Raw genomic sequence first — 25,126 nt, 5'->3', positions numbered from 1 at the left:
ATCCTTTAAGATACATTACAAACCTACTGGGGGTGAAATATGACGCTAGCCTTCCATCAGTTAAGTGATCAGCAGATCCATGATGAGTTGTGTAGTCGCCTGAGGGCGGCTCGGCTTGAGATCAATATTACCCAGGCGGAATTGGCAGAGCAGGCGGGCATCAGCCTGATTACGGTAAAGCGTGCAGAGTCTGCCAAAGGCAACATTACCCTGATGACGTTGATCGCCATATTGCGCGCTTTGGGGCGGCTCGATCAACTGGATAACTTCCTGCCTTTGCCTGCATTGAGTCCACTGCAGCTAAAGGCGGTTGGAGGGCAGCGACGCCAGCGAGCTTCATCGGCCCGCACCGATGTTAATGAGCCGGTAGCTGGCTGGAAATGGGGAGATGAAGCGTGAGTGCGACCCAGGAAAAAAAACCTGCGAAGGTTGATGTGGCGGATGTGTTTATCTGGGGTACGCGCGTTGGTGCCGTGGCTTGGGATGATGAGCGGTCTTTGGGTTTTTTTGAATATGATCCCGCATTTTTACGGGCACCGGTTGAATTGGCACCTTTGATGATGCCGCGAGCGCGGACTATCTACAGTTTCCCGGAGCTTGATCGTCAGTCTTATAAAGGCTTGCCAGGTATGCTGGCAGATGCCCTGCCGGACAAGTTCGGTAACCTGCTGATTGATCGGTGGCTGGAGCAACAGGGTCGTGACAGGTCGAGTTTCAGTCCGGTGGAGCGTTTATGCTACATGGGCGAGCGCGGCATGGGAGCGCTGGAATTTCGGCCGGCAATCAAGCGAGTGCAGGCCAGTCAGCCATTGGAAATTGCCGAGTTGGCCGCCCTTGCCAATCGGGTCTTGTCGGCTAAAAGCCATCTGCATGAGCGGCTCTCTGATGACTTGAGTGATCAGCGCTCGGCGCTGGGGCATATTCTTGCGGTGGGAACCTCCGCTGGCGGCGCCCGGGCCAAGGCGGTCATCGCCTGGAATCCCGAGACGGGAGAAGTGCGTTCCGGTCAAATTCCCGCAGGCAAGGGTTTTGAGCATTGGTTGTTAAAGTTCGATGGCATTGTTGAAAATGCAGATAAAGAATTAAACGACCCCAAAGGATTCGGGCGCATTGAATACGCCTATTATCTGATGGCAACAGCGGCAGAGATCGAGATGTCGGAAAGCCGTTTGCTGGAAGAGGGTGGTCGCGCACATTTTATGACGCGGCGGTTTGACCGGCGTGCCGATGGCGATAAGTTGCACATGCAATCCTTATGTGCAATTGCGCACTACGACTTTAATATCGCCGGTGGTTACAGTTATGAACAGGCCATGCAAATTATCAAGCGATTGAATATGAATAATGAGCAGGCGGCCCTGGAGCAACAATATCGACGCATGGTATTTAATGTGGTCGCGCGCAATCAGGATGACCACACGAAAAATATTGCTTTCCTCATGGATCGGCAAGGGAATTGGCAATTGGCCCCCGCCTTTGATGTGATTTACAGCTACAATCCACGCGGTGAGTGGACGTCGCGCCACCAAATGACAGTCAACGAAAAGCGTGATGATTTTTCGTTGGATGATTTATTGTCCGTTGCAGCTCATGGCAACATAAAAACAGTGCGGGCAAAAAAAATCACTGCCCAGGTTGTTGATGTTGTTCGCGAGTGGAACGCATTCGCTGTGCGCGCCGGCGTGTTCCCGGAATGGCGTGAAGAGATTGCGCAGCATCATCGTCTGGATTGGTAATTAATCGGAGTTTTATGCATGTCTTATTTACCTTGTGTGGAAATTAAGTCGCAACAGCAAGCCGATAGCGCGGTTATCTGGTTGCATGGTTTGGGTGCAGATGGCCATGACTTTGCCTCTTTGGTCCCACAACTCAACTTTCCGAAAAAAGTGTCCACACGTTTTATTTTTCCTCATGCGCCGAGCATGCCGGTCACGATTAATGGCGGATACATTATGCCGGCCTGGTACGACATTCTGGAGATGTCGATTGATCGCAAGGTGGATGTTGTGCAGCTGGAAAAATCTGCGGCGGAGGTTGCCAAATTAATTCTGCGGGAGCAAGAGCGTGGTGTGGCAAATCAGCGCATCATATTGGCCGGGTTTTCCCAGGGTGGTGCGGTGGTTTATCAGGCGGCCCTGTCACACGCTGAGCCATTGGGTGGGTTACTTGTATTGTCGAGTTATTTTGCGACCTATCAAACTATTCAGGCACATCCTGCCAATCAACAAATCCCCATTCTGATTCAACATGGTACGCAGGATAATGTTGTGCCGGAAGCCTTGGGGCAGCGCGCGGTTCAATTGTTGAGTGAGCGCGGATACCATGTTGACTATCAAAGATATCCCATGGCTCATACGTTATGCGCCCCGCAGATTGACGATATCAACCGTTGGTTTGGACGGGTGTTATAGGTTAATACACTGAGATTGCCACAGGGGCAGTCTCAGTGCGGTTTAAGGCAAACTGCGTTACAGTTTTATGATTTCTGATGCAGCCAATAATAAAGCGCCCACACCGTAAAGCTGGGTATCATCAGGAAGGATTTTTTCGGGCGAGGCGCCGACCTGCTGCACCCAGCCGAGCTTGCCTGAATCGTCAACTGCGCTCGCCAACCCCCGCCAGCCGTCATTAACGGCAGGTAAATATTGTTCGCGAGGCAATAAACCATTGTTGATACCCCATGCCAACCCAAAGGTCATAAAACCTGTACCGCTGGTTTCCGGTACATTAAATTCTGTGCTATCCAATAATGATGATGGCCAAAAACCGGAAGGCTGCTGCAATGTGATCAGTTTTGCTGCCATGCGTTGAAAAAGCATTTCATATTTTCTTCGGCGCGGATCATCCTGGGGTATCTGTTCCAATAATAAAGGCAAGCCGGCAAATACCCAGCCGTTGCCGCGACTCCAGAAAATCTTTTTGCCGTTTTTATTGCGTTGCGTTAGGAAGCGGCCGTCGCGGTAGAAAAGGTTTTCTTCCTGGTCAAATAGATAATCCACGGTTGCCTGGTACTCTTCATCGACATAATCCAGATAGGCGGGATCGCCGGTGAGCTTTCCTATTGCGGCCCACACCGGCGGTGCCATAAATAATGCATCGCACCAACACCAACGTCTCTGGCAGGTGGCTTCACCCTGATGAGTCGGATCGGAAGCGTACGCCAGGCTGTTGGTTGCGCGATTGGCCAGGATTTCCTGGAAGGCGTTTTGAGTAGGTTGCAATAAAGACAGGTCATTGGTTCGCTCGGCTACAGAAGCATAGGAGAATGCAATCACTTGATCATCGGCATGCCAGGTTTTTTCGCCAGGCCTCCACCGATTCATTTCGCCTTTGGCGACGACGGCTCGTTGGTAGCGTTCGCTATGCGTGGTATTGGCCCAGCGGTCCAGGCCAACAAAGAGCGCGCCCTGAATCCAGCCATGGGAATACTCGGTGTGATCCTGAAACGTCCGCACATAATCAAAGGTGCCCATATGGGCTAACTGCCAATCGGCGACACGATTGGCAGTTTCAGTGACACTATCGGCATTCGGTGTATTTTTTTCAGTGTTCAAATTGCTGCACGCACTCAGGCACAAAAAACTTAACACGCTGATCAATAGGCCGATGTGGTAAAAATATTTATCTTTCTTCATGACACAGTTTCCTTATTCAAGTAAAAACTTTTCGCAGGCCGAAAAACTAACGGATGTGTGTGCTTGCTATGCAAGCGTGGTTCAAACATTCCCGATAGATTCGCGATAGCCCGCATGTATTGCTTATTGTTATCAAAGTGTCAGGTTTTTTATTCTGTTAAACAGGCTGGGTCGAATTGATAGCCGCCATTCAACCAATCAATTATTTCCGCCGCGTAAGGATCGTTTGGAAAATGCTGATATCGTTTAATCAGCGCTTGTCGCTCCGCAGCGGATAACTTATTTAAACCCGTGTCTTGTAGTAATGCGATATCTTCAATGATCTGACCCGCCAGGGCGGGGCCACAAAGTAGATGGCAAGCATTCACAAACGCCTGATGCGGGTCGTAAGCGGGCCCTTCATGATAAGCCTGAGGCAATGTCATTAGCGGAATGCGCGACAGCCATGATTGATTCATCGGGTTTACGGCGTGTCCTGCTATCTTTCCTTGCAGCTCACTGTGTGATTGATCAAATGCGCGCAGCTGTAAAATATTGGACTTTACCGCGCCGTCATTAACAGGGTAGTTGTCCCATAAAAATGGTTGGCGTTGCAGCAGTTCTGTAACTTCCTGTAAATGTTCTGCCGGATAATGCGTGGAGCATACCTTGGGGCCAGTCCAAAAAATATCAATTCCTGGATCAATCTGCCGTCCCAATGTCATCCAATAGTCTTCGGGGCGCGTGCCAAAGACTTTTTCCAGGACAGGATCAAAGCTGTAATAGGTCGGGCAAAAAATGATATGTTTTGCACTGCTGTGTTCTGCGGCACATTGCACCAACTCACACTGGATTTTGGCCAGGTGGGGCAGGTCGCCGCGCATATCATCAAATAAAAGGCATAACAGATCGGGTTGCAGTTGGTTTAGCTGGCGAATTTTTTTTATCAGCTTGAGGTTTCGTTCAGGATAGGGCTCAAGGTAGAGTTCATAAGGGCTTAATCCCAAGCCGAAATCAATGTGGTGTTGCCGGTAAGTATCGCGCAACGCTTGCAGTTGCGAAAACCTGATATCTGGCCAGTTCTCCTGCCAGTGCTTGCGCAAAAAAGCGTCATCTTTTGGTGCATAAATATAGTAATGAAAACCTGTGCTGGCTAAAAAATCGGCATAACTCACGCGGGACTGCCATGACCAGCTGCGCCCAAAAAAACCTTCAATGACGCCGAGTTGCGACGGTGAATTTTTATTCACGTAATAAGTGCTCCATCAAATAATAGTAAGCACAGCATAATCAGCAGGTTTGATGAAAGAAAGAAATCCGGCATGTGCATATGAATGCCGTAGAAATTATTATCGGGAACCACAGCTAACCGGTCTGGTCGACTTGAGAGCGAATTGACACTTAGGGACCATCTGCCTATGATAGCGGGCTTTTTGCACCGTCGAATTTTATGTCAGCCCTGCCTTTGAGGCGCCTTTCTTTACCGAGCTTTACCCGAATATCCAGCAGGTAAGCCCGGTCAGGGAGGTGGGCAGGGTTGCGTCGCGCTATGTGTTTGTCAATACCGCAAGGGGACATAGATCCACCCATCGGTAGCCAGACCACAACAGGAATCAACCCAATGCAGACTTGTACTTACGGAGTGCTCCATGGCTAGCCGCACTGATTTACCGTCCTGGCAAGCGCTTGTTGCCCATGCGCAACAGATGAAAAAGCGCCATATTAAAGAATTGTTTAACGAAGACGATTCCCGCTTTAGTAAATTCTCCATCGAACTTCCGCACCTGCTGTTCGACTACTCCAAGAACCTGATCACCGATGAAACCAAAGCTGCGTTGCTGGCTTTGGCCCAAGAGACTGAAGTCGAGTCCTGGCGAGACAAAATGTTTGCCGGTGAGCACATTAATCGCACAGAAGACCGGGCGGTAATGCATGTAGCGCTGCGCGATCAATCCACTCAGCCCATTATGATTGACGGTCAGGATGCTCGTCCGGCGATCAACGCCGAACTGGAGCGTATGCGCAAACTCTCAGAAGAAGTGCGCTCCGGTAACTGGCTGGGATATACAGGCAAACCTATTACTGATGTTGTCAGTATTGGTATTGGCGGCTCCAACCTTGGCCCGCTGATGGTGACAGAAGCGCTCAACGCTTATAGTGACGGCCGCCTTGCCATGCACTATGTCTCCAACGTGGATGGTGTGCAGGTCGCTGAAGTCCTGGCTCAACTGAATCCCGAAACCACGCTGTTTGTTATTTCCTCCAAAACCTTTACCACCCTTGAAACCATGACCAATGCGCGCACCGCCGAGCAATGGTTTCTCAAGGCAGCGAAAGAGCGTAGCGCCATCGCGCGTCACTTTGTTGCTGTGTCTACCAACCGCAAACTGGTTACTGAATTCGGTATTGCGGAAGAAAATATTTTTGATATGTGGGATTGGGTTGGCGGTCGTTTTTCTTTGTGGTCTGCCATCGGCCTGCCCATTGTATTGTCCCTGGGCTATGAGCGGTTTAGCGAGTTGCTGCAAGGGGCATACGAAATGGATCAGCATTTCAGGCAAGCGCCCCTGGCGGAAAACGCGCCGGTTATGCTGGCTCTGATCGGCATCTGGAATCGCAATTTCCTCAATTACAGCGCCCAGGCGCTCTTGCCTTATGACCAATGTTTGCACCGTTTCCCGGCTTACATGCAGCAGGCGGAGATGGAGAGCAATGGCAAATCCGTTAATTGGGCCGGCGAGCAAATTCCCTATGGCAGTGTTCCCCTGGTGTGGGGCGAAGTTGGCATCAATGGCCAGCACGCTTTCTACCAGATGCTTCACCAGGGCACAGATATCATTCCGGCGGATTTTATCGGTTCTATCGCCAGCAACATTGATGTGCCAGGGCACCATGATGCTTTGATGGCAAACTTCTTTGCCCAGTCCCAGGCCATGATGCAGGGTATCGATGCTGAGCAAGTGCGCAGCGAATTGCGTACCAAAGGTTTATCTGAAGCGCGTATAGCGGAACTGGTGCCGCAAAAAGTACACCGGGGCAATCGTCCCACGAATACGTTGCTGCTGAATAAAGTGGACGCCCGGACATTGGGTGCGTTGATTGCGCTTTACGAACACAAGATCTTTGTCCAGGGCATTATTTGGGAAATCTACTCATTTGATCAGTGGGGTGTGGAGCTGGGCAAGGTTCTTGCTGCAGGTATCCAGCCGGAATTGGCGGCGGATAAAGCGGTCAGCGCCCATCACGATGCCTCTACCCGCAATCTGATAGACTACTACAAGCAAGCAAAACACAAACAGCAGTAATCTCGGCTGTTGGGAGTGAGAGAAGAGCTGCGGCTATCCTGTGACAATGTATTGCGGGAAGCCACAGCGGCTGTTTTGGCAGCCATTAAAGATCACCAATGTTGATCGCCAAGAGAAAAGGTACTGCATGTAACCGGTGCTCACGGGGTGGAAGGTTGGTAGTGATACCAATTCACTCTATCTATGAGTGTCGAGTGATTTAACCGGTGCCCAGCTACCGGTATCGAGGCTGATGATTCTGAAGCCAACAATTGACAGTACCTGTGACTTTTGCAGTGGCTTTATCAACTGTTACTGCATCCCGTGGCAGCCTTATCGAGAAATGGTACCAACATGACCGACCCGAGACTCGTCGACATTACCGACCGAATCATTGAGAGAAGTCGCGCGAACCGCGCGGCTTATTTGGAGCGCGTGGCCAGGATGCGTAGCAATGGCCCCGCTCGTAAGCGTTTATCCTGCGGTAATCTGGCTCATGGTTTTGCCGCCTGCGGTCAAGAAGATAAGCACGCGCTGGCTGAAGGTGATGCTCCCAATCTGGGCGTCGTTTCGGCCTATAACGAAATGTTGTCCGCGCACGTTCCCTATGGCACCTACCTGGAACCCATCAAGAAAGCCGCCCATGGCATAGGCATGACGGCACAATTTGCCGGTGGTGTGCCGGCGATGTGTGATGGCGTTACCCAGGGGCGCGATGGCATGGATATGTCCTTGTTCAGTCGTGATGTGATCGCCATGGCGACCGCTGTAGCTCTGTCGCACGATATGTTTGACGGTGTGATGTGCCTGGGAATTTGCGACAAGATCGTACCGGGCCTGTTGATCGGTGCCTTGTCGTTCGGCCAGTTGCCGACCATATTTATTCCCGGCGGGCCAATGACCCCGGGCCTGCCCAACGCAGAAAAAGTGCGTGTGCGCCAGCTGTTTGCTGAAGGTAAGGTTGGCCGTAAAGAGTTACTTGAAGCAGAGAGCGCCTCTTACCACGGTGCAGGCACCTGCACATTCTACGGCACTGCCAACAGCAACCAGATGTTGATGGAGATTATGGGGCTGCACCTGCCGGGCAGTTCTTTTGTTAATCCCGATACGCCGTTACGCGACGCCTTGACCAAAGCGGCGGTTCAACAACTTGGCAGTATTACTTCAGCCAAAGGCAATTACACACCGCTGGCCGATATCGTTGATGAAAAAGCAATTGTCAACGGTATGGTTGGTCTGATGGCGACAGGCGGTTCAACCAATCACGCAATCCATATTATGGCCATCGCCCGGGCGGCGGGTGTTATTGTCAATTGGCAAGACCTCTCCGATATCTCTGATATTACTCCCCTGATGTGCCGCATTTACCCTAACGGTCTGGCTGATATCAACCGGTTCCAGGCGGTGGGCGGAATGGGTTACTTGATGCGCGAATTGCGAGCCGCTGGTTTGCTGCACGATGATGTTAAGACGGTAATGGGTGAGGGCGGTTTGGCGCCTTACTGCAAGGAACCCTTCCTTGAAAACAACGAGATTGTCTGGCGCGACGCACCGGAAGAGAGTCTTGATGACGCTGTATTGCGTCCGGCTTCCAAGCCGTTCAGCCCGGAAGGTGGTATGAAGCTGCTGAAGGGTAACCTGGGGCGCTGTGTTATCAAGATTTCGGCCGTAAAACCGGAATACCGCAAAGTAAAAGCCCCCGCCGTGGTTTTTCACACCCAGGAAGATATGCAGTCCGCCTTCAAGCGGGGCGAACTGGACAAAGACTTCATCGCCGTGGTGCGTTTCCAGGGTCCCAAAGCGTGCGGAATGCCTGAGCTGCATAAATTGACCCCTGCATTGGGCGTATTACAGGACCGCGGCTTCCGCGTTGCGCTGGTTACTGATGGCAGGATGTCTGGCGCGTCTGGTAAGATTCCCGCCGCTATCCATTTGACGCCTGAAGCATTGGATAATGGCCCTATCGGCCTGATTCAGGACGGCGACATGATCGAACTGGATGCAGAAACCGGCAAACTGGAATTGTTGGTGAGCGAAGCAGAGTTGCAAACCCGGCAACATGCACAAGTGGATTTATCCGGCAGTCACTACGGCATGGGGCGCGAGCTGTTCGCTCCCTTCCGCGCCACAGTAGGATTGGCCGAAGAGGGTGCTACGGTCTTTAACTGGTAGCCGTAGCCGTTGGTTATTGCAGTCATACGTCATGCAGCGATGACTGCGATAACACCGCACATCAACCGATCTAGAAGTCGAACACAGGATTAACCCCCATGCTCGAAGCATTTGATTTTGTCATCTTTGGCGGCGCCGGCGATTTGGCTCTGCGTAAACTGGTTCCTGGTTTATACCGCGCCCATCGCAATGGTGAATTACCCGAAGGTACCCGCATTATCCCTACCTGCCGCAACACCCAGGTTGTCGCGGAATATAAAGATAAGGTACGCAAGGCCGCGCAGGAACATTTGCGTGAAGGCGAATTTGTTGCCGCTGACTGGGACAAATTTGCCCAATGTATTCACCCGATCTTCGTGGATATTGCAAAAAAAGATGAGCATTGGGAAGAGCTTGCCGCATTACTGAACAGCGGCAACAAACAGCGAGTGTTCTATCTGTCTACCCCACCTTCTGTTTTCAGTGTGTGCTGTAAACATTTGTCAGAGATGAATTTGATCACCAAAACTGCTCGCGTCGTGGTGGAAAAGCCGCTCGGCTATGACGCGGTTAGTGCTGAAGAAATCAACAGCCAGATTGCTGAATATTTTGATGAAAACTGCATCTTCCGCATTGACCACTACCTGGGCAAAGAAACGGTGCAGAACCTCCTGGCATTGCGTTTTGCCAATGGCATGTTCGAGCATCTATGGGATGCCAAAACCATCGACAACGTGCAGATCACCATCTCTGAAACGGTTGGCCTTGAAGGTCGCGCCAGTTTCTACAACGATGCCGGTGCACTGCGCGATATGGTGCAGAATCACATCCTTCAATTGTTGTGCCTGGTGGCGATGGAGTCACCGAACAAGATGACCGCCGAGCGTATCCGCGCAGAAAAACTAAAAGTATTGGAGAGCTTACGCCCGTTAACAGGCAATTCAGTGCGCTTCAATACCGTGCGTGGTCAATACGCGGCGGGCGAGATCAATGGCAAGGCCGTGCCGAGTTACCAGGAAGAATTGGGTAACTCCAGTTCCATCGAAACCTTTGTAGCCATTCGTGCGCATATCGATAATTCCCGTTGGGCGAATGTTCCGTTTTACCTGCGTACTGGTAAGCGCATGAAACAACGTTTTGCTGAAATTGTTATTCAGTACAAAGATGTTGCACACCGTGTTTACCCTGAATCCGCCGGTCGTACCGTACCGAATCGCCTGGTGATTCGCTTACAGCCGGAAGAAAGCATCAAAATTATCATGACCTCCAAAAACCTGGAGAAGCACGAAACTGAATTGCGCCCGGTGGTTCTGAATTTCAATTTTGCGGATACCTACAAAGATTTTTTCAGCGATGCATATAAGCGTTTGATGCTTGATGCTGCTGCCAATGACCCGAGCCTGTTTATTCATCGTGCCGAAGTAGCCGCCGCCTGGTCCTGGATTGATCCGATTATCGAGGCCTGGCAACGCCCGGAAAACAATCCGCAGTTTTATAAAGCGGGTGGATGGGGTCCCCGTGGGGCGGACGAGATGATCCATGCCGATGGGCGTGAATGGTTCAATATGGACGACGTATTTGCCAGCGAGGACGTTTAATGCTTGTTGAGAAATTATTTGATAGCCGCGCAGACATGATTGCGGCCTTGCAGAAAGAATGCCTTGCCGCTTTGCGTGAAGCCGTAGACGAGCGCGGTGAAGCAACCTTTATGGTCTCCGGCGGCAGTTCACCAGAGCCTCTGTATAAAGCCTTGAGTTCAGCGGATCTAAAATGGGAGTCCGTCTATGTAGCCTTGGTTGATGAGCGCTGGGTGGATTTCGACAACGAAAAAAGTAACGAAGCGTTTATTGTTCGCACCCTGATGCAGAACAATGCGGCAAAGGCTAATTTGGTCGGCATGAAGAATACTGCAGAGACACCGGCAGCTGGATTGGCTGATTGCGAAAATGCGTACCAGCAATTGGCGCAACCCTTTGATGTCACCATACTCGGTATGGGATCTGACGGCCATACCGCGTCGCTGTTTCCCCATGCTCAGGGGTTGTCCGAAGCGTTGGATGTAAACAGCGAAAGTCTGTGTGCTGCGATCACCGCCAAACAAAGCGAAGTCACAGGTACAGCGGTTGAACGGATGACCTTGAGCCTGGCTGGATTGCTGCGTTCGAAGTCCTTGCTGCTATTAATCACCGGCGAGGAAAAGTTAAATGTTCTGCGTCAGGCACAGGCGGGTACAGATGTGAATGAAATGCCCGTACGCGCAGTACTTCAGCAGCAACAAGTGCCGATTACCGTTTATTGGGCACCTTAAGTATTTGCAGCGAAACAGATAGACCAACCATATTTTTTACATATCAGGTAATGAGGGATAAATAGTGGGTTTACCAATCAACGAAATTGTCAAAGTCGCCCCCGTCGTACCCGTCATGGTGGTAGAGCGCATTGAAGATGCTGTGCCTTTAGCGCAAGCACTTTATAACGGCGGTTTGAAAGTTCTCGAAATTACCCTGCGCACTCCCTGTGCCCTGGATGCTATCACCGCCATGGTCGAAAACCTCCCCGCTGATGCGGTGATCGGTGCAGGTACCATTATTACGCCTGCTGATCTGGAAAAAGCCGTTAAAGCCGGTTCCACCTTTCTTGTCAGCCCTGGCACCACGCCAGCACTGATTGAAGCCGCAAAAGCTTCTGCTGTGCCATTGTTGCCCGGTGTGGCCACGCCAACGGAAGCCATGCATTTATTGGTAGAAGGCTTCACCCATCAAAAATTCTTCCCGGCAGAAGCGGCCGGTGGTGTGCCGATGTTGAAGTCGATCGGTGGTCCGTTGCCGCAAATTACGTTTTGTCCAACCGGTGGAATTGATTTGGCCAAGGCGCCGACCTATCTGGCGTTGCCCAATGTGGCCTGTGTCGGCGGTACCTGGATGGCGCCCAAGGAGTTGATGAAAGCGGGTCGATGGGACGAGATAGAGCGCCTGGCTCGCGAAGCGGCCAGCCTGCCTCGCTAAACCTGACTACCCTATGCGCGTGTTGCACCTGACACGCGCATTTATTTTTTTAACGTTATTGCATTAAAACCCACATCTGTGGCGTTGATAAATTAACTGGAGAACCTGTAATGACTATCAGAGTAGCTATCAATGGATATGGCCGTATCGGCCGAAATGTCTTACGCGCACTGTATGAATCTGGCAAGCGCGAGCAAATTCAAATTGTAGGTATCAATGACCTGGGCGATGCTAACCTGAATGCCCACCTGACCAAATACGACTCCGTTCACGGCGCATTTAATGGTAGCGTGGTTGTGGATGGTGACAAGATGATCGTGAATGGCGATGCTATTCGCATTACCTCTGAGCGCGACCCGGCTAAATTGCCCTGGGCTGAATTGAAGGTTGATGTGGTATACGAATGTACCGGTATCTTCACCAGCAAAGAAAAGGCAGGTCAGCATCTGGCGGCGGGTGCCAAAAAAGTCATTATTTCAGCTCCAGGCACGGACGTTGATGCGACCGTTGTATTCGGTGTGAACAACAATGTGTTGAAAGCTACCGATACCGTTATCTCTAATGCATCCTGTACCACCAACTGTCTGGCGCCTATCGCCAAAGTGCTGAATGACAACTTTGGTATCGTGCAAGGCTCGATGACCACAATCCATTCCTACACCAACGATCAGGTGCTGTCTGATGTATTCCACAAAGACATCTACCGCGCCCGTTCAGCTACTCAATCCATGATTCCGACCACAACCGGTGCAGCTAAAGCCGTTGGTCTGGTATTGCCGGAATTGAAAGGTAAGCTGGATGGTATTTCTGTGCGTGTGCCGACCATCAACGTTTCGCTGGTTGACCTGAACGTGCTGGTTGAAAAAGACGTGAGCGTAGACGCCATCAATGCGGCTATGCAGGCAGCTGCTACCACTGAAATGCCCGGCGTGTTGGCCTACGTTGACGAGCCACTGGTATCGGTTGATTACAACCACAACCCGCATTCTTCCAACTATGATGCCCTGCAAACCAAGGTGTATGGTAAGTGGGTGAAAGTATTGGCCTGGTATGACAACGAATGGGGCTTCTCCAATCGCATGCTGGATAACACGCTTGCCCTGATGCAAGCTAAATAATCCGAGAGAGCGTTATGTTAAGACGTACAAAAATCGTCAGTACCCTGGGGCCAGCATCAGAGTCGGCAGAGGTGCTGGAACAATTGATTTTGGCTGGCGTGAACGTGGTTCGTTTGAACTTCTCTCACGGCTCGCCGGAAGATCATCGTCGCCGTGCGGAAATGGTGCGTGACATTGCCGCCAAGCATAAGCTGTACGTGGCCGTGTTGGGCGATCTGCAAGGTCCCAAGATTCGTGTTGCACGCTTTGCTGAGGGTAAGATTCAGCTGAAAGTAGGCGACAAATTTATTCTTGATGCGGCACTGCCACGCGATGCCGGCGATCAGCACCAGGTGGGTATCGACTATAAGGAACTGCCCAATGACTGTCGCCCCGGCGATAAGCTGTTGCTGGATGACGGCCGGGTTGTGCTGGGCGTGGATCGTATCGAAGGCACCAAGATTTACTGCACCACGCTGGTTGGCGGTCCTTTGTCTAACAACAAGGGTATTAACCGGCAGGGCGGCGGCTTGACGGCTCCTGCACTGACAGAGAAAGACCTGGCAGACATCAAGACCGCTGCTGAGATCGACGTGGATTACCTGGCCGTTTCTTTCCCGCGCAGTGCTGAAGATATGAATTATGCGCGCTCCCTGATGGAAGCCGCCGGTGGTAAAGCCGGTCTGGTTGCCAAGGTGGAACGCGCAGAAGCCGTCGCGGATGACGCCGTACTGGATGACATTATCCGGGCGAGTGACGCGGTAATGGTTGCCCGCGGTGACCTGGGTGTGGAAATTGGTGATGCTGCATTGATTGGTGTTCAAAAGCGTATTATCGAGCGCTCCCGTGCACTGAATAAAGTGGTGATCACCGCGACCCAGATGATGGAATCCATGATCAACAGTCCGCTACCAACCCGTGCAGAAGTCTTCGACGTGGCTAACGCCGTGCTGGATGGTACCGATGCAGTGATGCTGTCAGCGGAAACAGCGGCGGGGAATTTCCCGGTGCAAACCGTTGAGGCCATGGTACGTATCATCATCGGTGCAGAAAAACATCCGATGGCAAGCTTCAGCAAGTACCGCATGGATGAAGAGTTCACATCCATCGATGAATCCATTGCACTGGCTGCTATGTATACCGCGAACCACCTGGATAAAGTGAAAGCCATTATTGCCTTCACCGAATCCGGCAGCACACCGCGCCTGATGTCAAGAGTGGGTTCGCAATTGCCGATCTTTGCATTCTCTCGCCATATGCACACCCAACGCCGCGTTGCACTTTATCGCGGCGTCTATCCGGTGCCTTTCGATACGGCGAGTACACCTTGCGCAGATGATTATTTACGTGCAGTGAATAATCTGAAGGATGCTGGTGTCCTGGTGGATGGTGATTTGGTTATCCTGTCGAGCGGTGACACGAATTTGCTTGGCGGCACCAACACGATGAAGATCCTGCGGGTCGGCGCTAAGCTTTAATCGCTGAATCTTCTCGGTTATGCGCAATCCAAAACGGCAGCTTGTCTGCCGTTTTTTATGTCGGTATTGTGTGTTTTTTATTCATCAGTAGCATGATCACCACGGAGTTCTCGTGTTCAGATATTTCGTCTTGTTGTGTATTGGAGCCTCTCTGAGTGCCGCTGTGTTTGGCCTGGAATTTAAGGGACAGTGGCAGCAGGGCGCTGTCTTATTGGGGCGTGTTCCGACAGGTACACAAGTTGAATTTATGGACCGAAGTGTACGTGTGACCGAGGATGGCCAGTTTGTTATCGGTCTGGGACGTGATGCAAAACCCCAAGCCATTGTGGCCACCATTGATGCGAGTGGAAAACGGCAGGAGCATACATTTGATGTTGCTGCGCGAGATTACAATATCCAGCGGGTGACAGGTGTCCCGCAGCGGACAGTGACTCCGTCGCCGGAGCAGATAGAACGCAGCCGCCGCGAGGCGAAGATGGCAGCAGACGCACGCAAGGTAGATTTACCTCTGCGGAATTTTGCACAAGAATTTGAATGGCCCTTGGTAGGGCGAATTACCGGGGTGTACGGTAGCCAACGATTTTACAATGGTGAGCCCAACTCTCCCCATTATGGAATAGACATCGCCGCCCCGACTGGCACCGCAGTACGGGCGCCGGCTGGCGGTGTGGTGACGCTGGTCCATCCCGATATGTTTTTTTCCGGTGGCACCCTGATTGTCGACCATGGTCACGGTTTATCATCGACGTTTATCCACCTCCACAAAATTCTGGTCGAAGAGGGTGATCACATTGAGCAGGGGCAGGTGATTGCACAAGTCGGCGCGAGCGGTCGCGCCACGGGGCCTCATCTCGATTGGCGCATGAATTGGTTTGGAGAGCGGGTTGATCCCTCATTGATGGTGGGGCCGATGCCTGAACAGAAGCCGGCTGCGTCCAAGGAATAGTCCCTGATATTCCCGGCGTTAACCTATGGTGGCCATAGCGCAAGGCTAGAGACAGCCTCCTGCCCGACAGTGTAAGATACCGCCCTTTTAAACCTCTTGACCGTCGCCCGCGAGCGGCGGTTTATGGATCAAGCAGAGTCAGTGTCATGATCGATAAAAAACTTCTCAGCATTTTAGTCTGCCCGGTCAGCAAGGCCGAGTTGGAATATCAACCGGAAAAACAGGAACTGGTCTGCTGGGCAAGTGGCTTGGCTTATCCGATTCGTGACGGCATTCCTGTCATGCTTGAAAGTGAAGCTCGCCAATTGACGAGTGAAGAAAAAGCCCAACGTAATAGCTGATTGCTGTCTACCTTTTCCCTTGCCATGCAGAGTTGATGAACGATCTATGAAGAGCGCAGAAATTCGTGACGCTTACTTGAAATTTTTTGAGAGCAAAGGGCACACCATTGTTCCCAGCAGCTCATTGATTCCGGGTAATGACCCCACGTTGCTATTCACCAATGCGGGGATGGTGCAGTTTAAAGATGTATTCCTGGGCGGCGACAAACGCAGCTACACCCGTGCAGCCAGTTCCCAGCGATGTGTGCGTGCCGGTGGCAAGCATAATGACCTTGAAAATGTGGGCTACACCGCAAGACACCATACATTTTTCGAGATGCTGGGTAACTTCAGTTTTGGTGACTACTTCAAGCGTGATGCCATCCAGTTTGCCTGGGAATTTTTGACAGAAGTCTTGAAGCTTCCCAAAGAGCGTTTATGGGTAACAGCACATATTTCCGACGATGAAGCAGCCGATATCTGGGTAAAAGAAATAGGCGTAAGCCCTGATCGTATTTCGCGTCTTGACGCGGATAACTTCTGGCAGATGGGTGATACAGGTCCTTGTGGTCCCTGTACTGAAATTTTCTATGACCATGGTGAAGATATTCCCGGTGGCCCTCCCGGCAGTGAAAATGATCACCTGGATCGTTACATTGAAGTCTGGAATGTGGTGTTCATGCAATATGAACGTCAAACCGACGGCACCCTGATTCCCTTGCCCAAGCCCTCTGTTGATACCGGTATGGGCCTGGAGCGTATTGCTGCCGTCATGCAGCATGTGCACAACAATTACGATATCGATTTATTCCAGCACCTGCTAAAGGCGGCGGCGCAAGCTACCGGTACCCAGGATATGGAAAATAAATCCCTGCGGGTTATTGCCGACCATATTCGTTCCTGCTCATTCCTGATCAGTGATGGTGTTCTCCCCTCCAATGAAGGGCGCGGCTACGTTCTGCGCCGCATCATTCGCCGCGCGACTCGCCATGGTAACCAGTTGGGTCAAAAACAGCCTTTTTTCCACAAGTTGGTTGCGGCATTGGCCGACGTTATGGGGGATGCTTATCCGGAACTGGTAAAAAACCGTGCGCATATAGAGCGCATCCTGTTGCAGGAAGAAGAGCAATTTGAAAAGACGCTGGACAAGGGAATGGCTGTGTTGGAAGACGCTCTGGCAAAGCTGAATGGTTCAGAAATCCCCGGTGAGGTGGTCTTCACACTTTACGACACCTACGGTTTTCCACTGGACTTGACCAATGATATCGCTCGCGAGCGTGGCTTGACGATTGATATGCCCGGTTACGACAAGGCGATGGAAGCTCAGCGCGCCCGTGCCCGTGCTGCTGGCGCTTTTAAGGTGGACTACACCGCCGCCGGGTTGGATGTTCCGGCCACAGAGTTTATAGGCTACAGCTCTCTGGCAGAGCAGGGTGTGATCCTCGCGCTGCTAAAAGGCGGTGCAGCAGTAGATCACCTCAGTGAAGGTGACGATGGTGTGGTTGTTCTGGATCGCACGCCCTTCTATGGTGAATCGGGCGGACAGGTGGGTGACTCCGGGTATATTGAGAGTGGTTCCAGTCGCGCAGAAGTCCGGGATTGCCAAAAACAGGGTGATAGTCATTTGCATATTGTGCATGTGCTGCAAGGAACCCTGCGTGTAGGTGACACGATTAAGGCTAAAGTTGATGAGAACGTGCGTCAGGCTACGGCCTTAAATCACTCTGCCACACATTTATTACATGCCGCCTTACGTAAAATACTGGGCGAGCATGTGACGCAAAAAGGTTCGTTGGTGGATTCTGAGCGTCTGCGTTTTGATTTCTCCCACTTCGAAGCTGTTAAGCCTGAGCAATTGAAAGCGATTGAAGTGCTGGTTAACGACCAGATCCGTGCGAACAGTGCGGTAACGACCGACCACTGTGATATGGATGAAGCCAAAGCCAAGGGTGCAATGGCGTTATTTGGCGAAAAATATGGTGATCGGGTGCGCGTATTGACCATGGGTGAAGGTTTTTCCGTGGAGCTTTGCGGGGGTACGCATGTCAGTCGTACTGGTGATATCGGCTTGATGCGAATTACCTCAGAGTCAGGTGTTGCCGCAGGTGTCCGGCGTATTGAGGCGGTAACCGGAGCCAAGGCGCTGGCTTTGTTCGACAATCTGGATCAATTGGTGGAGAGCGCCACCCGCACACTTAAAACGAATCGCGATAACCTCATTGAAAAAATCGAGCAATTGACCAATCAAAATCGCAAGCTGGAAAAAGACCTGGCGCAAATGAAGACTCGCCTGGCCACTTCCGGCGGTGGTGATGTGCTCGGTCAGGCGCGCGATATCGAGGGGATTAAAGTGCTGGCACTGAATCTGGAGGGTGCCGATAGTAAATCGCTGCGCGACACCGTGGACCAGTTCAAGAATAAGCTGGGCAAAGCAGTTGTTCTGCTGGCGACGGTAGAAGAGGACAATAAAGTAGCCCTGGTTGCTGGTGTAACCCAAAACCTCACCGATAAAATCAAGGCCGGCGATTTAATGCGCCATGTGGCTGAACAGATCGGCGGCAAGGGCGGTGGCAGACCGGATATGGCGCAGGGTGGTGGCAATGATGTCCCCGCGCTGGAAAGCGCTTTGGCTTCTGTTGTCTCCTGGGTGGAGCAGCAACTGAAGTCTCATTAACTGTAAGGAAACGTGAAAATAGCGCTTATTTTGCGCTTTTTTGTTGTGATTGATTAACTTTTCGAGCAATTTGTTGTTTAATTGCCCGCCGTTTGCGGTGCGCTAATTGTGGCTTCTGTTTCATTTTAATGAGGGATAGGCTGGGAATGAGCTTATTGGTTCAAAAGTATGGTGGTACCTCCGTGGGGTCCATCGAGCGTATAGAAGCTGTCGCCGATAAAGTGGCCGCTTTCCGCGCCCAAGGCCACGACATGGTCGTGGTGTTATCCGCTATGAGTGGCGAAACCAACCGCCTGATAGGGTTGGCCCAACAAATTCAGCAGACACCAGACCCGCGTGAACTGGATGTTTTGGTGTCTACAGGAGAGCAGGTAACCATTGCTCTTTTATGTATGGCGTTGAAAAAGCGCGGTGTGGACGCAAGATCCTATACTGGCGGCCAGGTTCGCATCCTGACAGACAATGCTCATACCAAGGCCCGCATTCAGGCTATCGATGAAACCAACATGAGAGCCGACTTACAGGCTGGTCGTGTGGTCGTGGTAGCGGGATTCCAGGGGGTAGATGAGCAGGGCAATATCACGACATTGGGTCGTGGCGGTTCTGACACCACCGGTGTGGCATTGGCCGCCGCACTCAAAGCCGATGAATGCCAGATCTATACCGATGTTGACGGCGTATATACCACTGATCCTCGTGTTGTCGAGCGTGCGCGCCGGCTTGAAAAGATTACCTTTGAAGAAATGCTGGAGATGGCCAGCCTGGGCTCAAAAGTCCTGCAAATCCGCTCGGTGGAATTTGCCGGCAAATACAACGTGCCCCTGCGTGTACTGTCCAGTTTCAAAGAAGGCCCAGGTACCCTGATTACCCTCGATGAGGAAAACTCTACAATGGAACAACCGATTGTCTCCGGTATTGCATTTAACCGCGATGAAGCAAAAGTGACTGTTGCCGGTGTGCCTGATACACCCGGCGTAGCGGCCAAAATCCTGGCTCCGATTGGTGCGGCTAACATCGAAGTCGATGTGATTGTGCAAAACGTTGCAGCGGATAACACTACCGACCTGACGTTTACCGTGCATAAAAACGATATGAACAAAGCCGTCGCTGTGCTGCAAAGCGTGGCCAAAGAAATTGGCGCACGGGAAGTTCGCAGTGATGACAAAGTCGCCAAGGTGTCTATAGTTGGAGTAGGTATGCGTTCCCACGCTGGTGTGGCGTCGCGCATGTTTACTGCCCTGGCGCAGGATAGTATTAATATTCAAATGATCACGACCTCTGAAATCAAGATTTCGGTGATTATTGATGAGCGTTATCTGGAGTTGGCTGTGCGCAGTTTGCACACCGCATTTGGCCTGGATGCCGAGCCGTCGGAGAACAGAGTGCGGGGGTAATAGTTACTCCGCGCGGCGAATAACAAGCAAGACTCTAGCGGTACAGTAAGGCTGTTTGGTGAGCTACAAACAGAAAATTTTGGGGGTTTCTTCCTTTTCGCTAAAAGTAGACGATACTTATTCCGGAGCTAAGCAGTTCTGGTAGCGACAGGGGTTAGTCGAGAGACGGCGAAGGACATTGGAGTCTCAGTCGTACTCTTACAGGATGAGTGAAGGAGATTAAAGATGTTGATTTTGACCCGCCGTATTGGCGAAACCTTGATGGTTGGTGATGAAGTAACCGTAACTGTACTGGGTGTGAAAGGTAACCAGGTTCGTATCGGTGTAAACGCACCTAAAGATATTGCAGTGCATCGCGAAGAAATTTATCAGCGTATTCAACGCGAAAAGCAAAATCAGGATGAACAGCCTAACTAATCACCTCCGTGGTGTTTGGCTTGTTTGTATAACCTGCTTTGTGTGTGCTCGCGGCGGAGATAGCCTAATAAGCCGCCGCGCAGTTCACTATGAAACTCTTCCCTTTGTTTACCTATTTTATATTATCAGGCTTACGCCGAAGACGGCGCATTAGCGGTATAAAATTCATATCAAGCCTTTGATTTTTTTTGAAATATGGTATTATGCCGCACCTGTTGAGACGGCGATCCACTCTTACGCCGGCTGAAATTTTTATAGTTTTCAACAGGTTACAAATTGATCATTTGATTGATTTGATTTAATCCGGAGAGGTGGCCGAGTGGCCGAAGGCGCGCCCCTGCTAAGGGCGTATACCCGTTAAACGGTATCGAGGGTTCGAATCCCTCTCTCTCCGCCATATTAAAAAGCCCGGTTATCGCTAACCGGGCTTTTTTATTTTGTGTGGAGGTATTTCGGAATTCGTTTGTCATTAGGGTAAATGTTTCGAAAGCGCATGACAAATTGGCAGGAGAGCCAATTTGCACAGCGAAGCTGCCCGAAGGGTGAGCCATAGGGATGTGGCGAATGAATCTTCCCTGTAGCTCCCTCAATTCATCCATGAATTGAGGGTTTCGAAACATTTACCCTAACGCCAAACTCGCATTGTGTGAGCATCCGTCCTTACAAAGAATTTATTTTAGTTATTTCTTCATTTAATTTTTCCAGCGAATTTTGATATTCGATAACGCGCCTGCGCTCATTGGTTACAATTTCCGCAGGAGCTTTCTCCAGGAAAGCAGGATTACTCAGCTTCGACGTTATTTTGTCAATTTCTTGCTGGAGTTTGCCCTGTTCCTTTTTGAGTCGGGCAATTTCCGCATCTTTATCGATTAGATCTGCCATTGGCACCAGGATTGTCATACTGCCGATGACTCCCGAAGCCGAAAATGGCCCTTCTTCGATCGGCTCCAGCCATGAAATATTTTCAATGGATGCCATTTTCTTCAATAGCGGCTGGTTTCGATTTAGCACTTCCTTGTAATCATGGGATGCGCCTTTAATATAAATCGGTAAATCCTGCCCGGGTGGTACATTGTATTGTCCGCGAATATTGCGCACCACGAGGATCAATCGCTGTATTGCATCAACTTCATAACTTGCTCCGGCATCAATGCGATTCTCATCCGCTTGTGGATACTGACTCAACATAATGGTGTCACCGGTTGCTCCGGCGAGAGGTTTGATTTTCTGCCAGATTTCTTCGGTGATAAAAGGCATTAGCGGATGGGACAGACGCAGAATGGTTTCCAATACGCGAATCAGCGTGCGGCGGGTGCCTTTCTTTTGTGCGGCGCTGGCGTTTTCGTCCCATAACAGTGGCTTGGATAACTCCAGGTACCAGCTACAGTATTCGTCCCAGACGAATTCATAAATGGCTTGGGCCGCCAGGTCCAAACGGTATGTGTCCAGCGCTGTGCATACGGTTTTTTCGGCCAGTTGCAGTTTGCTGATGATCCAGCGATCCACTACCGACAATTCGTAATCTTGCGAGCCATCCTGGCCGCAATCCTGATCTTCACATTGCATCAGTACATAGCGGGTCGCATTCCAGATTTTGTTACAGAAATTGCGATTGCCTTCGACCCGGCCCATATCAAATTTGATGTCACGTCCGGTCGATGCAAGTGAACAGAAGGTAAAGCGCAGTGCATCGGTGCCATAGGCGGCAATGCCGTCAGGAAATTCCTTGCGGGTTTGCTTTTCAATCTTGGCTGCATCCTGTGGCCGCATCAAACCGGTGGTGCGTTTTTGGACGAGGGTTTCAAGGTCGATGCCATCGATAATATCCAAAGGATCGAGCACGTTGCCCTTGGACTTCGACATTTTCTGCCCTTGGCTATCGCGAACCAGTCCATGCACGTAAACCGTTTTAAACGGAATCTGCGCTTGCCCCTGGTCGTCTTTTACCAGGTGCATGGTCAACATAATCATCCGGGCAACCCAGAAGAAAATAATATCGAAACCTGTCACCAATACATCAGTAGGGTGGAATTTCTTTAGAAAATCGGTTTGTTCGGGCCAGCCTAATGTAGAGAAGGTCCAGAGTCCGGAGCTGAACCAGGTGTCGAGTACGTCTTCATCCTGTTGCAATGGCAGGTCGGCAGCCAAATTATATTTTGTGCGCACCTCGGCTTCGTTGCGGCCAACGTACACCTGGCCATTTGCGTCATACCAGGCGGGAATGCGGTGGCCCCACCAAAGCTGCCGGGAAATACACCAATCCTGGATATCGCGCATCCAGGAAAAGTACATATTCTCATATTGCTTGGGCACAAATTCGATCCGCCCGTCTTCCACGGCGGCAATAGCCGGTTCCGCCAGGGGTTTGGTGCTGACATACCACTGATCGGTGAGCCAGGGTTCAACCACTACGCCAGACCGGTCGCCACGCGGTACCTTCAGGGCGTGGTCATCAATTTTTTCCAGCAGGCCGACATCTTCAAAGGCAGCGATGATTTGTTTGCGCGCTTCGTAACGATCCAGACCGGCAAATTGGGTTGGCAGGCTGCTGTCCACCTGTGCATTTACGCTGCCGTCGACGTTGAATATTTGCGCGCCGGGCAGAATGGCAGCATTCTTATCCAGAACGTTAATCAACGGCAGGTTGTGGCGTTTACCGACTTCATAGTCGTTGAAGTCATGGGCCGGTGTGATCTTGACGCAGCCAGTGCCGAATTCACGGTCCACATAATCATCGGCAACAATGGGGATTAATCGGTTTACCAGCGGCAGTACAACGAATTTACCAATAAGCGAACGGTAGCGTTCATCTTCAGGATGAACGGCCACGGCGCTGTCGCCCAGCATGGTTTCGGGCCGGGTAGTGGCGACTACCAGATAATTTTTTCCATCTGCGGTGGTGGCGCCATCAGCTAACGGATAACGCAGATGCCAGAGGTGACCTTTTTCGTCGTGGTTCTCCACCTCCAGATCGGAGATGGCGGTGTGTAATTTCGGGTCCCAGTTAACCAGCCGTTTGCCGCGATAGATCAAGCCATCATCGTGCAAGCGAACGAACGCTTCCTGCACCGCGCGCGATAGTCCTTCGTCCATGGTAAAGCGCTCACGGCTCCAATCCACAGAAGACCCAAGGCGACGGATCTGGCGAGTAATCGTACCGCCAGATTGCTCCTTCCATTCCCATACCTTGTTCAAAAATGCTTCACGCCCCAAGTCGTGACGGCTGACGCCTTGCGCTGCGAGCTGACGTTCTACGACCATTTGTGTGGCGATGCCCGCGTGATCAGTACCTACCTGCCAAAGCGTGTCGTCACCTTTCATTCGACGATAGCGAATCAAGGCATCCATCACTGCATTATTGAACCCGTGGCCCATATGCAGGCTGCCGGTGACATTGGGTGGGGGAATCATGATGCAGTAAGGATCCCCCTCACCGCTGGGTTTGAAGTAACCCTTTTCTTCCCAGGTTTGATACCACTGATTCTCGATGGCGTGGGGCTGGTAGGTTTTATCCATGGAACTGTGTAACCCTGATGTCGTTTGATAACGGAAATGAAAAATGATAAGGGGTCGGATTATACATGCCGAGGCGCTGGTGGCCTAGGTTTCAGGCTTGCAGGGCGTGATCAGGATCTGTTTTGGTGGGGCAGCTTTGTTGCATAATGGGCTCCCCCTTGGGCTTGGTCCTATCCTATAGTTTATTGTCAATCCGGCTTGCAGGAAGTCCGGTCAGGTATGAATTCATGGCATTACTCGATCAACCAAAAAAGAATTTTTATAAGTTCAGATACTATTTGCGTGGTGGGCTGAACTATCTCGTCCATCCTAAAGTATGGCAGCGCCGATTGGATGAAATATTGAGGTCGTTTGATCAGCTGAGCCCAGCCGAGCAACAAGCAATCATGCAGCGTGTTAATTATTACAACAAATTGCAGTCACCATTTGTGTTGCCGGAAAAACTGAATTTTGAAAATCAGCTGTACAGCGGCAAGAAAAGTGCCGCTTATACACTGGATTTTAAATCATTGATCCGTTATTTCCCCAAGGATATTTCTTACTCCTACCTTTTTGGAGATATTGTTGATGTGCCGGATGTTCCCACTTTTTTAAAAAGCCGACCGATTTGTGCTGATCAAAGCAATCAGAATTCGGTGTTGTTGAAGTTGAACAAGATTCGGCATTACTATGTGGTGAAAGATAAGATTAAGTTCGAGGATAAAATCCCAAAATTGGTATGGAGGGGAAAGTCTAATAGGCCCGAAAGAGTCAAGCTGTTGGAAGAGTATTTCGACAATCCGGTTTGTGATTTTGGCGATACCCACCACAAAAATAAACGTACCATTTATGAGCGGCCCTTCCTCACTATTCCCCAGCAATTGGAATATCGTTACATATTAAGTATAGAGGGTAATGATGTTGCCACTAACCTGAAGTGGATTATGGCTTCCAACTCATTATGTTTCATGCGCAGACCGCGATTTGAAACCTGGTTTATGGAGGGGGCATTGATTCCGGATTTACATTATGTGCTTCTCAAAGATGATCATTCAGATTTGGAAGAAAAAGTTAATTTTTATAACGAACATCCAGAAGAGGCGCAACAAATAGTCGCTAACGCTAACGACTATATGAAGAAGTTTTTTAATGAAGGCACAGAGTTGTTGATATCTCTTCTGGTGATGGATAAGTATTTCAGGTTATCTAAGGAATCTCTGAAAAATTCCCAAAATTTGGCACAATAGCGCA

General features: G+C 50.8%; 19 protein-coding genes and 1 tRNA gene. 17 read left to right on the top strand and 3 right to left on the bottom strand.

All coding sequences use genetic code 11. The annotated features are described in order from the left end of the window. Positions 1–39: 39 nt before the first annotated feature. From ACSV5M_RS16260 to ACSV5M_RS16250, 3 genes are read left to right on the top strand one after another with little or no spacing between them, the layout of a single operon-like run. On the top strand, positions 40–399 hold the full coding sequence (locus ACSV5M_RS16260; protein WP_439177390.1) for a helix-turn-helix domain-containing protein: 360 nt from the start codon (positions 40–42) through the stop codon (positions 397–399). Continuing rightward, positions 396–1,736, top strand: coding sequence for a type II toxin-antitoxin system HipA family toxin (locus ACSV5M_RS16255; RefSeq protein WP_439177388.1), 1,341 nt, complete (start codon positions 396–398; stop codon positions 1,734–1,736). Before ACSV5M_RS16260 ends, ACSV5M_RS16255 begins: the two co-directional genes overlap by 4 nt. Positions 1,737–1,754: 18 nt before the next feature. Continuing rightward, positions 1,755–2,411 carry an alpha/beta hydrolase gene (locus ACSV5M_RS16250; RefSeq protein WP_439177387.1) on the top strand — a complete coding sequence of 219 codons (657 nt, stop codon included), beginning with the start codon at positions 1,755–1,757 and terminating at the stop codon, positions 2,409–2,411. Between the two features lie 57 nt (positions 2,412–2,468). On the opposite strand, the gene ACSV5M_RS16245 is transcribed toward ACSV5M_RS16250, so the two are convergent. Next, positions 2,469–3,635 (bottom strand): glycoside hydrolase family 88/105 protein, encoded by a 1,167-nt coding sequence (locus tag ACSV5M_RS16245; RefSeq protein ID WP_439177386.1) that lies wholly within the window; start codon positions 3,633–3,635, stop codon positions 2,469–2,471. 149 nt (positions 3,636–3,784) lie between these two features. Next, positions 3,785–4,864, bottom strand: coding sequence for a beta-N-acetylglucosaminidase domain-containing protein (locus tag ACSV5M_RS16240; RefSeq protein WP_439177384.1), 1,080 nt, complete (start codon positions 4,862–4,864; stop codon positions 3,785–3,787). Positions 4,865–5,263: 399 nt separating this feature from the next. Between ACSV5M_RS16240 and pgi the strand changes: the two genes are divergently transcribed. The 13 genes from pgi (at position 5,264) to ACSV5M_RS16175 (ending at position 20,777) form a co-directional block, all read left to right on the top strand. Next, positions 5,264–6,919: a glucose-6-phosphate isomerase gene (gene pgi, locus ACSV5M_RS16235; RefSeq protein WP_439177382.1), complete on the top strand. Its 1,656-nt coding sequence runs from the start codon at positions 5,264–5,266 to the stop codon at positions 6,917–6,919. 333 nt (positions 6,920–7,252) lie between these two features. Beyond that, complete coding sequence (gene edd / locus ACSV5M_RS16230; protein ID WP_439177381.1) at positions 7,253–9,070, top strand: phosphogluconate dehydratase; 1,818 nt, start codon at positions 7,253–7,255, stop codon at positions 9,068–9,070. Between the two features lie 98 nt (positions 9,071–9,168). Then, the gene (zwf, locus tag ACSV5M_RS16225) at positions 9,169–10,647 is read left to right on the top strand and encodes a glucose-6-phosphate dehydrogenase (protein WP_439177380.1); all 1,479 of its coding nucleotides are present in this window, start codon (positions 9,169–9,171) and stop codon (positions 10,645–10,647) included. After that, entirely contained in the window at positions 10,647–11,357 is a 711-nt protein-coding gene (gene pgl, locus ACSV5M_RS16220) for a 6-phosphogluconolactonase (RefSeq protein WP_439177378.1), read from the top strand. The genes zwf and pgl overlap by 1 nt, the downstream gene beginning before the upstream one ends. A 64-nt stretch (positions 11,358–11,421) precedes the next feature. Next, positions 11,422–12,054 (top strand): bifunctional 4-hydroxy-2-oxoglutarate aldolase/2-dehydro-3-deoxy-phosphogluconate aldolase, encoded by a 633-nt coding sequence (eda, locus tag ACSV5M_RS16215; RefSeq protein ID WP_439177377.1) that lies wholly within the window; start codon positions 11,422–11,424, stop codon positions 12,052–12,054. 110 nt (positions 12,055–12,164) lie between these two features. Next, positions 12,165–13,172, top strand: coding sequence for a type I glyceraldehyde-3-phosphate dehydrogenase (gap, locus tag ACSV5M_RS16210; RefSeq protein WP_439177376.1), 1,008 nt, complete (start codon positions 12,165–12,167; stop codon positions 13,170–13,172). A 14-nt stretch (positions 13,173–13,186) separates the two neighbouring features. Next, positions 13,187–14,629 carry a pyruvate kinase gene (pyk, locus tag ACSV5M_RS16205; RefSeq protein WP_439177375.1) on the top strand — a complete coding sequence of 481 codons (1,443 nt, stop codon included), beginning with the start codon at positions 13,187–13,189 and terminating at the stop codon, positions 14,627–14,629. A gap of 112 nt (positions 14,630–14,741) precedes the next feature. Continuing rightward, a complete protein-coding gene (locus tag ACSV5M_RS16200; RefSeq protein WP_439177373.1) occupies positions 14,742–15,575 on the top strand; it encodes a M23 family metallopeptidase in 834 nt (277 codons plus the stop codon). A 146-nt stretch (positions 15,576–15,721) separates the two neighbouring features. After that, positions 15,722–15,916, top strand: a complete 195-nt coding sequence (locus tag ACSV5M_RS16195) for a Trm112 family protein (protein ID WP_439177372.1) — start codon at positions 15,722–15,724, stop codon at positions 15,914–15,916. A gap of 46 nt (positions 15,917–15,962) precedes the next feature. Beyond that, positions 15,963–18,569 (top strand): alanine--tRNA ligase, encoded by a 2,607-nt coding sequence (alaS, locus tag ACSV5M_RS16190; protein WP_439177371.1) that lies wholly within the window; start codon positions 15,963–15,965, stop codon positions 18,567–18,569. A gap of 146 nt (positions 18,570–18,715) precedes the next feature. After that, positions 18,716–19,963 (top strand): aspartate kinase, encoded by a 1,248-nt coding sequence (locus tag ACSV5M_RS16185; RefSeq protein ID WP_439177370.1) that lies wholly within the window; start codon positions 18,716–18,718, stop codon positions 19,961–19,963. A gap of 225 nt (positions 19,964–20,188) precedes the next feature. Continuing rightward, on the top strand, positions 20,189–20,380 hold the full coding sequence (csrA, locus tag ACSV5M_RS16180; protein WP_087466259.1) for a carbon storage regulator CsrA: 192 nt from the start codon (positions 20,189–20,191) through the stop codon (positions 20,378–20,380). A 305-nt stretch (positions 20,381–20,685) separates the two neighbouring features. Continuing rightward, positions 20,686–20,777 (top strand) — tRNA-Ser (locus tag ACSV5M_RS16175). Positions 20,778–21,040: 263 nt separating this feature from the next. Here ACSV5M_RS16175 and ACSV5M_RS16170 read toward each other — a convergent pair. Then, positions 21,041–23,896 carry a valine--tRNA ligase gene (locus tag ACSV5M_RS16170; protein WP_439177368.1) on the bottom strand — a complete coding sequence of 952 codons (2,856 nt, stop codon included), beginning with the start codon at positions 23,894–23,896 and terminating at the stop codon, positions 21,041–21,043. A 227-nt stretch (positions 23,897–24,123) separates the two neighbouring features. On the opposite strand from ACSV5M_RS16170, the gene ACSV5M_RS16165 reads away from it, so the two are divergent. After that, positions 24,124–25,122 carry a glycosyl transferase family 90 gene (locus ACSV5M_RS16165; RefSeq protein ID WP_439177366.1) on the top strand — a complete coding sequence of 333 codons (999 nt, stop codon included), beginning with the start codon at positions 24,124–24,126 and terminating at the stop codon, positions 25,120–25,122. Positions 25,123–25,126 lie beyond the last annotated feature (4 nt).

Origin of the sequence: Cellvibrio sp. ARAG 10.3, from assembly GCF_051846955.1 — a bacterium.
In the GTDB taxonomy this organism is placed as follows: domain Bacteria; phylum Pseudomonadota; class Gammaproteobacteria; order Pseudomonadales; family Cellvibrionaceae; genus Cellvibrio.
Note: the sequence above shows the minus strand (reverse complement) of the source record. Positions and strands in the feature narration are given on the sequence as shown.